12 protein-coding genes are annotated in these 12,015 nt (G+C 71.5%); 8 read left to right on the forward strand and 4 right to left on the reverse strand.

The genetic code is table 11. The features are described from left to right. Positions 1-29: 29 nt before the first annotated feature. Entirely contained in the window at positions 30-4,211 is a 4,182-nt protein-coding gene (gene hrpA / locus ACQBAT_RS05415; protein WP_420746171.1) for an ATP-dependent RNA helicase HrpA, read from the forward strand. Between the two features lie 108 nt (positions 4,212-4,319). Here hrpA and ACQBAT_RS05420 read toward each other — a convergent pair whose 3' ends face one another. Continuing rightward, a complete protein-coding gene (locus ACQBAT_RS05420; protein ID WP_427197754.1) occupies positions 4,320-4,598 on the reverse strand; it encodes a GNAT family N-acetyltransferase in 279 nt (92 codons plus the stop codon). A gap of 168 nt (positions 4,599-4,766) precedes the next feature. On the opposite strand from ACQBAT_RS05420, the gene relB reads away from it, so the two are divergent. Both relB and ACQBAT_RS05430 read left to right on the forward strand, forming a co-directional pair. Next, a complete protein-coding gene (gene relB, locus ACQBAT_RS05425) occupies positions 4,767-5,000 on the forward strand; it encodes a type II toxin-antitoxin system RelB family antitoxin (RefSeq protein WP_420746169.1) in 234 nt (77 codons plus the stop codon). Further along, the gene (locus tag ACQBAT_RS05430; RefSeq protein ID WP_420746168.1) at positions 4,997-5,254 is read left to right on the forward strand and encodes a type II toxin-antitoxin system RelE family toxin; all 258 of its coding nucleotides are present in this window, start codon (positions 4,997-4,999) and stop codon (positions 5,252-5,254) included. The genes relB and ACQBAT_RS05430 overlap by 4 nt, the downstream gene beginning before the upstream one ends. A 2-nt stretch (positions 5,255-5,256) precedes the next feature. Here the strand turns inward: ACQBAT_RS05430 and ACQBAT_RS05435 are convergent, their stop codons facing one another. Beyond that, a complete protein-coding gene (locus tag ACQBAT_RS05435; protein ID WP_420746167.1) occupies positions 5,257-6,696 on the reverse strand; it encodes a LuxR C-terminal-related transcriptional regulator in 1,440 nt (479 codons plus the stop codon). A 52-nt stretch (positions 6,697-6,748) separates the two neighbouring features. Here ACQBAT_RS05435 and ACQBAT_RS05440 point away from each other — a divergent pair, with 52 nt between their 5' ends. Genes ACQBAT_RS05440 through ACQBAT_RS05450 form a run of 3 tightly spaced genes read left to right on the forward strand, consistent with a single transcriptional unit; the run spans position 6,749 to position 9,319 of the window. Next, on the forward strand, positions 6,749-7,729 hold the full coding sequence (locus ACQBAT_RS05440) for an ABC transporter ATP-binding protein (protein WP_420746166.1): 981 nt from the start codon (positions 6,749-6,751) through the stop codon (positions 7,727-7,729). Then, positions 7,729-8,508 carry an ABC transporter permease gene (locus ACQBAT_RS05445; protein ID WP_420746165.1) on the forward strand — a complete coding sequence of 260 codons (780 nt, stop codon included), beginning with the start codon at positions 7,729-7,731 and terminating at the stop codon, positions 8,506-8,508. Before ACQBAT_RS05440 ends, ACQBAT_RS05445 begins: the two co-directional genes overlap by 1 nt. Then, positions 8,501-9,319: an ABC transporter permease gene (locus ACQBAT_RS05450; RefSeq protein ID WP_420746164.1), complete on the forward strand. Its 819-nt coding sequence runs from the start codon at positions 8,501-8,503 to the stop codon at positions 9,317-9,319. The genes ACQBAT_RS05445 and ACQBAT_RS05450 overlap by 8 nt, the downstream gene beginning before the upstream one ends. A 9-nt stretch (positions 9,320-9,328) precedes the next feature. On the opposite strand, the gene ACQBAT_RS05455 is transcribed toward ACQBAT_RS05450, so the two are convergent. Next, positions 9,329-9,526 carry a hypothetical protein gene (locus ACQBAT_RS05455; protein ID WP_420746163.1) on the reverse strand — a complete coding sequence of 66 codons (198 nt, stop codon included), beginning with the start codon at positions 9,524-9,526 and terminating at the stop codon, positions 9,329-9,331. 86 nt (positions 9,527-9,612) lie between these two features. On the opposite strand from ACQBAT_RS05455, the gene ACQBAT_RS05460 reads away from it, so the two are divergent. Continuing rightward, entirely contained in the window at positions 9,613-10,299 is a 687-nt protein-coding gene (locus ACQBAT_RS05460; protein WP_420746162.1) for a VOC family protein, read from the forward strand. A gap of 12 nt (positions 10,300-10,311) precedes the next feature. Here the strand turns inward: ACQBAT_RS05460 and ACQBAT_RS05465 are convergent, their stop codons facing one another. Further along, a complete protein-coding gene (locus ACQBAT_RS05465) occupies positions 10,312-11,334 on the reverse strand; it encodes a glycerophosphodiester phosphodiesterase family protein (RefSeq protein WP_420746161.1) in 1,023 nt (340 codons plus the stop codon). Between the two features lie 42 nt (positions 11,335-11,376). Here ACQBAT_RS05465 and coaE point away from each other — a divergent pair, with 42 nt between their 5' ends. Continuing rightward, entirely contained in the window at positions 11,377-11,985 is a 609-nt protein-coding gene (gene coaE, locus ACQBAT_RS05470) for a dephospho-CoA kinase (RefSeq protein WP_420746160.1), read from the forward strand. Positions 11,986-12,015 lie beyond the last annotated feature (30 nt).

The following is a 12,015-nucleotide window of genomic DNA, read 5'->3' on the forward strand; positions in this document are numbered from 1 at the left end:
CGCGATTCCCGGTTGCGCCGCCGCTTAGAGTGGAAGGCGTGCCTGAAACTCCCGATCGACCCCGCCGTGGCCGCCGCAACCGGCGGCCACGCCAGGGCGACGGGCGGGACCGGGACGAGCAGCGACATACCCGCAGACGGGACCAGATCGAGGCGCGGCGTGCGGCGTTGCCGGCCCCCGAGAGCCTGAGTTACCCGCCCGAGCTGCCCGTCAGCGAGCGGCGCGAGGACATCCGCGAACTCATCCGCGACCACCAGGTGGTGATCGTCGCCGGCGAGACCGGGTCCGGCAAGACGACCCAGCTGCCGAAGATCTGCCTGGAGCTCGGCCGTGGGGTCGAGGGCATGATCGGGCACACCCAGCCGCGGCGGATCGCGGCCAGGTCGGTCGCCGAGCGGGTCAGCGAGGAGCTCGGCGTCGAGCTCGGGACGACGGTCGGCTACCAGGTGCGCTTCACCGACCAGTCGCGCCAGGACACCCTGGTCAAGGTGATGACCGACGGCATCCTGTTGTCCGAGCTGCAGCGCGACCGGCTGCTGCGGCGCTACGACACGCTGATCATCGACGAGGCGCACGAGCGCAGCCTCAACGTCGACTTCATCCTCGGCTATCTCAAGCAGCTGCTGCCCCAGCGCCCCGACCTCAAGGTCGTCATCACCTCGGCCACCATCGACGTCGAGCGCTTCGCCGAGCACTTCGCGGACGCCGACGGCACGCCCGCGCCGATCATCGAGGTCAGCGGGCGCACCTATCCGGTCGAGGTGTGCTACCGGCCGCTCGTGCGCGAGGTCGCCCCGACCAAGGGTGGCGCCGACGCCGCTCCCGTCCAGGTCGAGATCGACCAGGTCACCGGGGTGATCGAGGCGGTGGAGGAGCTGTGGACCGAGGGGAGCGGCCGCGACGGCAAGGGCGAGGACGTGCTCGTCTTCTGCTCGGGGGAGCGGGAGATCCGCGACGTCGTGGATGCCTTGGAGGGGCTCGACCTGCCGCAGACCGAGATCCTGCCGCTCTACGGGCGACTCTCGGCCGCCGAGCAGCACCGCGTCTTCGCCCGGCACGGCGGGCGGCGGATCGTGGTCTCCACCAACGTCGCCGAGACCTCGCTCACCGTCCCCGGGATCAGGTATGTCGTGGACACCGGCACCGCGCGCATCTCCCGGTACTCCCAGCGCCTGAAGGTGCAGCGGCTGCCGATCGAGCCGATCAGCCAGGCGTCCGCCAACCAGCGGGCGGGGCGGTGCGGTCGTCTCGCTGACGGCATCGCGATCCGGCTCTACTCCCAGGAGGACTTCGAGGGTCGGCCGGAGTTCACCGACCCCGAGATCCTGCGCACCAACCTGGCCAGCGTGATCCTGCAGATGACCAGCCTGGGGCTGGGGGAGATCGAGAAGTTCCCCTTCATCGAGCCGCCGGACGGCAGGCAGATCGCCGACGGCGTGCGGCTGCTCACCGAGCTCCAGGCGATCGATCCCGATGCCCCGGCACACCTGCCACGTCAGCGGATCACGCCATACGGGCGGGCGATCGTCGGGTTGCCGGTCGACCCGCGGCTGGCGCGGATGCTGGTCGAGGCCGAGCGCCAGGGTGCGTTGAAGGAAGTCCTCGTCATCGTGGCCGCGCTGTCCATCCAGGACGTGCGCGAGCGGCCCGCCGACCACAAGGAGCAGGCGGATCAGGCGCACGCGCGCTTCCGCCGGGTCGGCGGCGTGCCGCGGGGCGAGGCGGGCAGGCCGGGGGCTGGGCGCGCGAAGGAGATCCGGCGCGGCCCCGACGGCCAGCCGCTGCGCGAGCAGGGAGCCGGTGGGCAGGGACCGCGAAGCGGTTCGGGGGGCAGTCGGGGGGCGGAGCCCCCCGACGGAGTAGCCAGCGACTTCCTGGCGATCCTCAACCTGTGGCGCTACCTGCAGCGCCAGCAGAAGGACCTCTCCGGCAGCGCCTTCCGGCGGCTGTGCAAGGCGGAGTTCCTGCACTACCTGCGGGTGCGGGAGTGGCAGGACCTGCACACCCAGCTCCGACAGGCCGCGAAGTCGCTCGGTCTGGAGACCAACGAGCACGCGGCCAAGCCCGACCAGGTGCACCAGTCGCTGCTCGCGGGCCTGCTCTCGCACGTGGGCCTGTGGGAGCGGGAGAACCGGACCTACCTGGGCGCGCGCAACGCGCGGTTCGCGATCCAGCCGGGCTCGGTCCTGCACCGCAAGAACCCCGACTGGGTGATGGCCGCCGAGCTGGTCGAGACGACCCGGCTGTGGGCGCGGACCAATGCCGTCGTGGACCCGGCCTGGGTGGAGGCGGCAGCCGCGCACCTGGTCAAGCGCTCCTACTCCGAGCCGAGGTGGTCGCGCAAGGCCGGGTCCGCCGTCGCGGACGAGCGGGTGACGCTCTACGGCATACCCCTGGTGGCTGGGCGTCAGGTGCCGCTCGGGCGGATCGACCCCGAGGGCGCTCGCGAGCTGTTCATCCGGACCGCGCTCGTGGAGGAGGACTGGGACACCCGGCACGAGTTCTTCCACGCCAACAAGAAGCTGGTCAAGGAGCTCGGCCAGCTCGAGGCGCGGGCACGGCGGCGCGACATCCTGGCCGACGACGAGACGCTCTTCGAGTTCTACGACCAGCGCATCCCGGCCGAGGTGACCTCCGGGACGCACTTCGACACCTGGTGGAAGACCGCGCGGCGCCAGGACCCGCGCCTGCTCACCTTCACCGAGGAGCTGCTCGTCGGCGACGACGGCGCGGCGGTCAGCGCCGACGACTTCCCGACGCAGTGGCGCCAGGACGAGCTGAGCTTCGGGCTCACCTACCAGTTCGAGCCAGGCGCCGACGCCGACGGCGTCACCATGCACATCCCGGTCGAGGTGCTCAACCAGGTGGACGAGGACGGGCTGGACTGGCTGGTGCCGGGTATGCACGAGGAGCTGGTGACCGCGCTGGTCAAGGCGCTGCCCAAGGACATCCGGCGCAACTTCGTCCCGGCGCCCGACCACGCCCGCGCCGCCCTGTCCGGTATGGCGTCGGCCGGCCTCGTCGGTGCCGTGCCCGTCCGCGAGGCGCTGGCCGAGGAGCTGACCCGGCGCGGCCTGGTCCGGGTGCGCGCCTCAGACGTGGAGTGGGAGCGGGTGCCTGACCACTTGAAGATGACCTTCCGAGTGGAGCGGGCGGTGCGTCCTGGGTCGGATGGTCAGGTCGGCAAGGGATCTCGGGGTGGCTCCGGCGCGCGTCGGTCCCGTGGCCGGGTCGAGGTGCTGGGGGAGGGCAAGGACCTCGCTGCGCTGAAGGCCGAGCTGGCCGGGCAGGTGCGCACGACGATGGCGGCTGCCGCGAGCGGCGTCGAGCGAGTCGGGCTCACGGCCTGGCCCGTGGATCTTGATCCACTGCCGGAGACCTTCAGCCGACAGGTGGGACCCCGTGTCGTGCAAGGCTTCCCGGCCCTGGTCGACACCGGATCCGCCGCCGACGTGAGGGTGTTGGCGACGCGCTCCGAGGCCGACCGCGAGACCCTGCGGGGTGTGCGGCGGCTCCTGCTGCTCAACACCCAGCCGCCGTGGAAACGGCTGCTGGCGATGCTGACCAACCAGCAGAAGCTCGCGCTCGGCCACAACCCGCACGGGTCGGTGCCGGCGCTGCTCGAGGACGCTCTGGCCGCGGCCGTCGACTCCGTGGTCGCCGAGCAGCCGCACGGGACGGTGCGCACGCCGGCGCAGTTCGAGGCCGCGCTGGTCGGGGTGCGCCAGCACTCGGTGCCGCGGGTGCTCGAGATCGTCGAGTCGCTGGTGCCGATCCTGGACACCGCACGGGACGTCTCACTGCGGCTCCAACGGCTGGATGCGCCGGCCGCGGCCGACATGGCGATCGACCTGCGCCGTCAGCTCGATCAGCTCGTGCGACCAGGCTTCGTCACCGAGGTCGGCTTCCGCCGGCTGCCCCGCATGGTGGTCTGGCTGCGGGCGATGGCCGAACGTCTCGACAAGGGTGTGCAGGATCTGCCGCGCGACCGGCAGCGGATGGCGGATGTGCAGGTGGTCGGGGAAGAACTCGAGAAGTTCCTGGCCAACCTGCCCCCGCACCGCCGGCAGGACCCTGACGTGCTGGACATCGTGTGGTCGGTGCAGGAGCTGCGGGTCTCCCTGTTCGCCCAACGGCTAGGGACGGCGGGGCCGATCTCGGCAAAGCGCATCTATTCGGCGATGGACGCCGCCGAGGACGCGACCGGCTGAGCGCCCGTCAACCCGTCCCGCGACACACGCGACCCCGAACGGCTCATTCGTGCCTGGGCGCGACTGAGCCGCTTCAGTCCGGCGTGTCGGCCGGACATGTTGTGCGCGTCAGGATGTTGACGGTGTCAGGTCGAGCAGTCCTGCTCGGGTGGGCCGCAGCCCGCAGGCGTCCTCGTAGAAGCTGGCGTGCTCCGAGAGGTAGTCGGCGTGCAGCCACCGGGAGCCGCGGTGGCGCGCCTCCTGCGCGGCCACTCGGACCAGCTCCCGCCCGATTCCCTCGCCCTGACGGTCCGGGGACACGCAGGTGTCGAGCAGCACGGCGTGCGCGCCGCCGTCGCCGATGACGTTGACGAAGCCGACGAGCTTGTCGCCCGAACGGGCGGTCACCCAGAACAGGCTGTGGTGTCGGAGGCGTCTGTTCCAGGGGACACCGGCGGGCCCGGAGCCGAAGGCTGACGCGTGCACGGCATCGAGCTCGGCGTCGTCCACAGGTCCCTCGACCGCTACGTGAACCCGATCTATAGTCATATAGAGAGGCTAGGGCAAGGAGGGTTCATGGCGACCAGGCAGTTGAACACGAGTGTCAACGAGGCGATCTACGAGCGTCTGGAGCGGCTGGCAGCCCGGACCGGCCGGTCCCGCTCTCACTATGCCGCCGAGTTCATCGAGCGCGGGCTGAACGACCTGGAGGACCACTACCTGCTCAAGGATGCCCTCGAGGAGTTCTACGCCTCGGACGAGGCGCCAGTGGCACACGAGGACGTGGACTGGGACGCCCTCGGCCGATGAGCTACCGAGTCGCCTATACGCCTCGGGCTCTGGAGGAACTGGGGCGGTTGGACCGGGCGCAGGTCAGCAGGATCCGGCGCTTCTTCGAGGCGACGCTCGATCTGGACAATCCGCGGTCCAAGGGCGGCCCCCTTGTCGGCCGCGAAGAGTGGCGCTACCGGGTAGGTGACTACCGGATCCTGTGCCGCATCGAGGATGCCGAGGTCCTTGTCCTTGTGGTCAAGGTGGCGCACCGACGGGAGGTCTACCGGTGACCTCACCGCTGAGACCGCAGGTGCTGGGCGACCAGGGCGGTGCGTGACGGCAGGCCGTTGGCCCGCAGCAGCGAGGCTACGTGCACGGCCACCGTGCGCGGGCTGAGGTCGAGCGCAGCCGCGATGTCCTCGTTGGCCAGACCCTCGACGAGCAGGTCGAGTACGCGCGTCTGCGCCGGGGTTGCGGCCACCGGCTGCTCGACCAGGGCGGCCTCCTGCTCGACCTGGCCCAGCAGCCAGCCCGGCCAGTCGCGGAGCAGGTCGCGGGCCCGGGCGAGCTCGCGCGAGGCCGCCGTCGGGCGGCCCTGCCGCCGGAAGGTGCGTGCGAGCGCCAGGTGCACGCGCGCCTCTGTAGGGGCGGACGGATGCCGGTCCAGCACCCGCCGCGCGACCTGCGGATCGACGTCCGCGCCACCCACGTCCGCCAGGATCAGGCTCGCCTCGTCGCTCGCTCCCGCGAGACCTCCGGGCAGCGTCTCCGTCAGGAAGTCCTCGACCGCAAGCACCGGGCGCCCGGACTCCAGCGCGACCCACGCCGCCAGCCAGGCCCGGTGCGGCCTGGTGGCGTGCCCGTCCGGGGAGGTGCACCGCGCATACCCGCGCAGCGCCCGACCCAGGTCACCTCCTCCGGCGGCGGCCGCGAGCACCCCGCCCAGGTAGGCGTACGTCCGCACCCAGGGGTGGTCGACGGCGACCGACAGCGTCCAGGCGCGCGACCCCAGCTCGCGCGCCTGACCGGACAGCCCGCGGTGCCAGGCCAGTAGCGCGGCCTTGGCCAGCACCGCGATCACCTCGTTGCGGTCGTCCTCACCCGCGAACTGCTCCTGGGCGCTGCTCCACGCCCGCTCCCACTGGCCCGTGTCGATGCCCAGGTCCACTGCGACACGCAGCACGTTGACGGGATCGGGGTGGTCGCGCAGCAGGGCTCTCGCCTCGCCGACCCGGACCCACGCCTCGACCTGGGAGGGTGTCGACCGCAGCGTGGGGCCGAGGGTATGCAGCCGCATCACCAGCGCGTTGTTGACGGCGCGGGACACCACCCCGCGGCCTGCCAGCTCCGGGTCCCGGGCGATCCCGTCGAGCGTTCGCAGCGCATCGGCCAGGCTGGTCCCGTCCGCCGCGTACGGTCCGTCGGCGGCGAGCGAGGCCAGCGTGACGCGGGCGTCGGATAGGGTCTCGAGGGCCCAGCCGCCCAACCGCGTCTCACCAGCCAGGTCCTCCCCGGCCGCGATCGCCTCCCTGGCCGTCTGCGCTGCCGCGTCCAGCTGCTCGGCCAGCAGGTGCAGCCCGGCCCGGGTCGCCAGCGTGGCCAGGCGCAGCTCAGGATCCTCCCCGGCCAGCGTGTCAGCCTTCTCCAGGGCCGCCCACGCCTCGTCGCCGTGCCCCGCCCGCCAGGAGGGACGGCATACCTCGAGCAGCTCCCGGCACTCCTGAGCGGTCATCTACGCATTATTGACTAAATGTGCGGCGCCGCTCGCCACCATCCTCGGTCCCATGAGCACCCCAGCCCTGCACGCCGACCGCCTGACCCGGACCTTCCGGGTCCGGGGCGGGCCCGACCGGACCGCGCTGACCGACGTGCACCTGCGGCTGGACGCCGGCGCGGTCCACGGCCTGCTCGGCCCGAACGGTGCCGGCAAGACCACCCTGTGCCGGATCGCCAGCACCGTCCTCACCCCGACCTCGGGGCAGCTGCTCGTCCACGGCCACGACGTAGCGCGCGAGCCGGCGCAGGTGCGGCGGATCATCGGGATCGTCTTCGGCGGAGACCGAGGGCTCTACGGCCGGCTCACCGCGCGGGAGAACCTGGAGTTCTGGTGCGCGATGAACGGCGTCCCGCGCTCCCGCACCCGCTCCCGCGTCGAGCAGCTGCTGGAGCGGCTCGGGCTGGCCGCCCGCCGGGACGAGCTGGTCGAGACCTTCTCCCGGGGGATGAAGCAACGCCTGCACCTGGCCCGCGGTCTGGTGGCCGACCCGCCGCTCCTGCTGCTCGACGAGCCCACCGTGGGGATGGACCCAGTCTCCGCGCACGAGTTCCGGCGGCTGATCACCGAGCTGCGCGGCGAGGGGCGGACGGTGCTGCTGACCACCCACGACATGGCCGAAGCGCAGGCGCTGTGCGACACCGTCACCTTCATCGACGCCGGGCGGATCGTGGGGACCGGAACCCCGCAGACGGTCCGGACCCTGCGCGCCGAAGGTGGGGCGCGGGTCCGGGTGCACGACCTGACCCCCGCCGCCCACGCGGCCCTGGTCGAGGCGCTGCCCGGTCTGGACGTCGTGGTGAGCGTCGAGCACGACGAGCAGACCCGCAGCACCGACCTGGTGGTGGACACCGAGGCGCTGCCGGCGCTGGTCGAGCGGGTGCTCACGCTCGGCCACCGCTCGGTGACCACCGGGCCGCCCAGCCTGGAGGACGTGTACCTCGGCCTGCTCACCGACCGTGATGGCACCGACCGGGGGATGGAGGTCTGATGGGGAACTACCTCGGCACCTACCTCGCCGGCTGGCGGATGCAGCTGCAGAGCATGCGCGGCAACCCCGACTGGTTCCTCACCCTGATCCTGGCGCCGCTGCAGACCGTCGTCTTCGTGACCATCTTCCAGCACGCGGGACGGGGCGATCTCACCGCATACGGGATCCTGGCCCCGGCCCTGATCGCGCTGTGGGGGCTGTCCCTGCAGACCTCCGGCGAGCTGATCACGCACGAGCGCGAGAATGGCTCGCTGGAAGGGCTGCTCGCGGCACCCGGCCGCTTCGACGTGGTGATGCTGGGTCGGATCAGCGCGGTGACCACGCTCTCGCTGCTCGCCTTCGTGGAGTGCTGGCTCACCGGCTGGCTGCTCACCGGCCAGTGGCTGACCATCACCCACCCGGGGATGTTCGTGCTCGCGGTCCTGGTCAGCGCCTGGGCAATGACCGGCTGGGCGGGCGTGATGGCCTCGGTCTTCGTCCTGGCGCGCTCGGCCCGGACCTTCCAGAACTCGCTGAGCTATCCCTTCTACGTGCTCGGCGGAGTCCTGGTGCCCGTGGCAATGCTGCCCGACTGGCTCCAGCCGGTGACCCGCGTCGTCTTCCTGTCCTGGTCCTCGGACCTGATGCGGGACAGCCTGACCGTCGGCCCGCTCGCGCACCCGTGGGCGAGCCTGGCCGCCATCGCAGCGCTGGGTCTTGCGGGCTACCTCCTCGGCCATCACCTGCTGCACCGTGCCCTCGCCCGCGTCCGCACCACCGGGAGCCTGGCCCATGCCTAACCTGTGGACCACCACCCGCCCCAGCCACCTGCGAATCATCGCCGCCGCGGCCCGCGGTGCGATGGCCGACCTGCGCACGATCTACACGCCGTTCACCTGGACCGTCGGCTGGCTGGGCCGGATCATCATGCAGGTCATCTTCTTCGCCCTCATCGGCACCCTGCTCGGCAGCCGGGAGGCGGTGATCTACCTGTTCATCGGGCAGGCCGTGATGGCCACCGTGACCGAGGTCTTCATGGCGATCCCGTCCACCACCTGGGAGCGGCGGGCCGGCACTCTCGCCCTGCTCACGGCCGCCCCAGCGCCGCTCTGGCCGGTCTTCGTCGGGCGCTCGCTGCAGTGGTTGCCCAGCGGGGTCGCGACCGGCTCGATCGTGCTGCTGGCCGTCGGGCCGTTCTTCGGGCTTCGGTGGTCGGTCGGTGCCGCACTCCTCGTGGTCCCACTCCTCGCGGTGGCCGCGATCACCATGTATGCCGTGTCCCTCACCCTGGCAGCCGTGGTCCTGCGCGGGCCCCGGTGGCGCAACGTGGTCTCTAACGTCGCGATCCTGGTGACGATGCTGCTCAGCGGAGCCACCGTGCCGGTGGACCTCTGGCCCGGGTGGCTGCAGGCCGTCGGCCAGATCCTGCCGGTGACCCATGTCCTGGAGGCGATCCGGTTCGTCGAGGCCGAGGGAGCGTCGCTCGCGGTGCTCCCGCTCGGGGGACTGGCCCTTATGCTCGGGCTCGCCTGGTACGTCTTCGCTGCCCTGGCCTTCACCCACTTCAGTGAGGCAGGCCGGCGCACCGGCACCATCGACTTCGCCGAGTAGATGGTCAGGTCACAGATGCCTGACCAGCCAGGCAGCCACCGACCGGCGGAACACGCTGAGCAGCGCCGGTGCGGCTAGCGCGGCAGCGCGCACCTTGTCCTGGTAGGCGGTGAGGTACTCGTGCACGAGGAGGTTCCGCATACCGACGGCCAGGGACAGGTCTCGTCCGGTCGCCTCGCCGAGGATCCCGAGGGGTGCCGTGCGCACCCTCGCGACGGATGGCCACCGGTGCACGGCATACCCCGCGTCGGCACACCTCCCGTAGACCAGCCGGCGGTGGCAGGCTGGAAGCCATGAGCACCGACGAGCACCCGACCCAGCACGAGCTCAGCCAGGACCCCGACCTGCGGGACTGGCGGGTGGTGCTGAACAAGCTGCACACCCGCTACGCCACGGGCAAGGGCGGCTTCGCCACCGGCGCGGAGTTCGCTTCCCGCATCGCGGCCACGGCCGACGAGCTCGACCACCACCCGGACATCGACCTGCGCTATCCGCACGTCACCATCACCACCGTGTCGCACGACGTCGGCACCCTGACCGAGCGTGACCGCAGACTCGCCAAGGCGATCTCGGCGATCGCCGCGGAGCTGGGCCTGGAGGCGCAGCAGGACCAGGTCAGCGCCCTGGAGATCGGGCTCGACGTCATGGTCGCCGAGGACGTCGCGCCGTTCTGGCGGGCGGTGCTGGGTTATGAGCCGGAGGAGGAGGGTGGCGAGGCCGACTGCCTGGTCGACCCGGGCACCCGCCACGCCGGGCTGTGGTTCCAGCAGATGGAGGAGCCCCGCACCGAGCGCAACCGATTCCACCTCGACATCACCGTGCCGCACGATGTGGCCAAGGACCGGGTGGAGAAGGCGCTCGCAGCGGGTGGCCGGCTGGTCACCGACGAGTTCGCGCCCTCCTGGTGGGTGCTCGCCGATGCCGAGGGCAACGAGGTCTGCGTCTGCACCTGGCAGGGCCGCGGCCAGGGCGACGACTGATCAGGTCCGGACTCACTCGACCGCGTCAACCCCACCCAGCAGCGCGACCGCGACATCCGGGAAGTCTGTGTTGATGGCGTCGATCCCGACGTCGAGGAAGGCCTGCATCATCCCGGCCAGATCGCCGTGCGCCCCCAGATCCTCTCCACGCCGGAAGTCGGTGAACAGGAACTGGTTCTCCGCCCGGAACGTGTACGGGTGCACCCACAACCCCTGGTGATGGGCAGCGGCCACAAGGCCGGTGTCGGACCCCATCGCCCCGTTCCGTCCGATCGAGATCACCATCGACAGGTCCGGGCTCACGCCCTGGATGCCGCGCCGCCGCACCTCGGCCAGGCCCTCCGGGCTCGACCACCAGTCGTAGTCCGCATCGCCCCGCCCCGCATCCGCCGGCCGGCCGCCCTGCCACATCAGCAGCGAGCTGCGCGCGGTCACCCCCATCGCATGCAGTGCCGCCAGGCTCGAGGGCTCGAAGGCGTGCAGCAGCACATGCCCGTCCGGCCGATCTTGCCCGAAGCGGTCCAGCAGCAGGGCCACCCGCGGCTCGATGGGCAGCCCCAGCCGCCCGAAGTACGCCGAGTGCTTGATCTCCGGATAGAGCCCCACATGTCGCCCCACCTCTGCGGACAACTGCTCGCGTAGGACGAAGACCTCCTCGACCGTCAGGATCTCCTGCTGGCCGTCGTAGGACGCGCTCTCCGGCCGCAGGTCGCGCAGCCGCTCCACCGCGCGCAGGGTCTTGATCTCCGCCAGCGTGAAGTCCTCGGTGAACCACCCCTCCTGCCGCTGCCCGTCGACCACCTTGGTGGTGCGCCGGTCGGCGAACTCCGGGCGGGTCGCGACATCGGTCGTGCTCGCCAGGTTGTTCTCGTGCCGGGCGATGAGCACGTGGTCGCGGCTGACGACGACGTCCAGCTCCAGGAGGTCGGCACCCTGGCGAGCGGCCAGTTCGTAGGCCGCGCGGGTCTGCTCTGGCCGGTACGCGCTCGCCCCACGGTGGGCGACGACCGATGGACGGGCTCCATGGAGGGTCACGCGCCCGAACCTACCGGCCGCGCGCGTCCTACGCTGGGCCACATGCTGCGCGTGGGACTCTCCGGCGGGATCGGATCGGGCAAGTCGACCGTCTCGGCCCGCCTGGCCGAGCGAGGGGCGGTTGTCATCGACGCGGACCGGGTGGCCCGCGAGATCGTCGAGCCCGGTATGCCGTCGCTCACCGAGATCGCCGCCCGGTTCGGGCCGCACGTGCTGGCTGCCGACGGGTCGCTGGACCGCGCGGCGCTGGGCGCCATCGTCTTCGCCGACGAGCAGGCGCGCCGGGATCTGGAAGCGATCACCCACCCGCGAATCATCGAGCGCTCACGGGAACTCTTCGCCGAGGCGCCGGACGACGCGATCGTGGTGCACGACTTCCCGCTGCTGGTCGAGCTCGACCGGATGCGCGACTACGACCTGACCGTCATCGTCGACGTCCCGCTGGAGCAGCGCGTACAGCGCCTGGTCGAGCACCGGGGGATGGATGAGGTCGCCGCCCGGCAGCGGATGGCGGCCCAGGCCACCGATGACCAGCGACGCGCCGCCGCCGACGTGCTCATCGACAACACCGGCACGCTCGAGCAACTGCACGAGGCGGTCGACCGGCTCTGGCACGACCGCCTCGTGCCGATGGAGCGCGCCACCCACTGAGCAGCCCACCCACCGCATACCCACTGAGCA

Origin of the sequence: Ornithinimicrobium pulveris, assembly GCF_050261105.1 — a bacterium.
In the GTDB taxonomy this organism is placed as follows: Bacteria; Actinomycetota; Actinomycetes; order Actinomycetales; family Dermatophilaceae; genus Ornithinicoccus.

Excerpts from the sequence above, each read along its gene's own strand:
- relB (WP_420746169.1), top strand. The coding sequence starts at position 4,767 with ATGGCGACCAGGCAGTTGAACACGAGTGTCAACGAGGCGATCTACGAG.
- ACQBAT_RS05430 (WP_420746168.1), top strand. The coding sequence starts at position 4,997 with ATGAGCTACCGAGTCGCCTATACGCCTCGGGCTCTGGAGGAACTGGGG.
- ACQBAT_RS05435 (WP_420746167.1), bottom strand. The coding sequence starts at position 6,696 with ATGACCGCTCAGGAGTGCCGGGAGCTGCTCGAGGTATGCCGTCCCTCC.
- ACQBAT_RS05440 (WP_420746166.1), top strand. The coding sequence starts at position 6,749 with ATGAGCACCCCAGCCCTGCACGCCGACCGCCTGACCCGGACCTTCCGG.
- ACQBAT_RS05445 (WP_420746165.1), top strand. The coding sequence starts at position 7,729 with ATGGGGAACTACCTCGGCACCTACCTCGCCGGCTGGCGGATGCAGCTG.
- ACQBAT_RS05450 (WP_420746164.1), top strand. The coding sequence starts at position 8,501 with ATGCCTAACCTGTGGACCACCACCCGCCCCAGCCACCTGCGAATCATC.
- ACQBAT_RS05460 (WP_420746162.1), top strand. The coding sequence starts at position 9,613 with ATGAGCACCGACGAGCACCCGACCCAGCACGAGCTCAGCCAGGACCCC.
- coaE (WP_420746160.1), top strand. The coding sequence starts at position 11,377 with ATGCTGCGCGTGGGACTCTCCGGCGGGATCGGATCGGGCAAGTCGACC.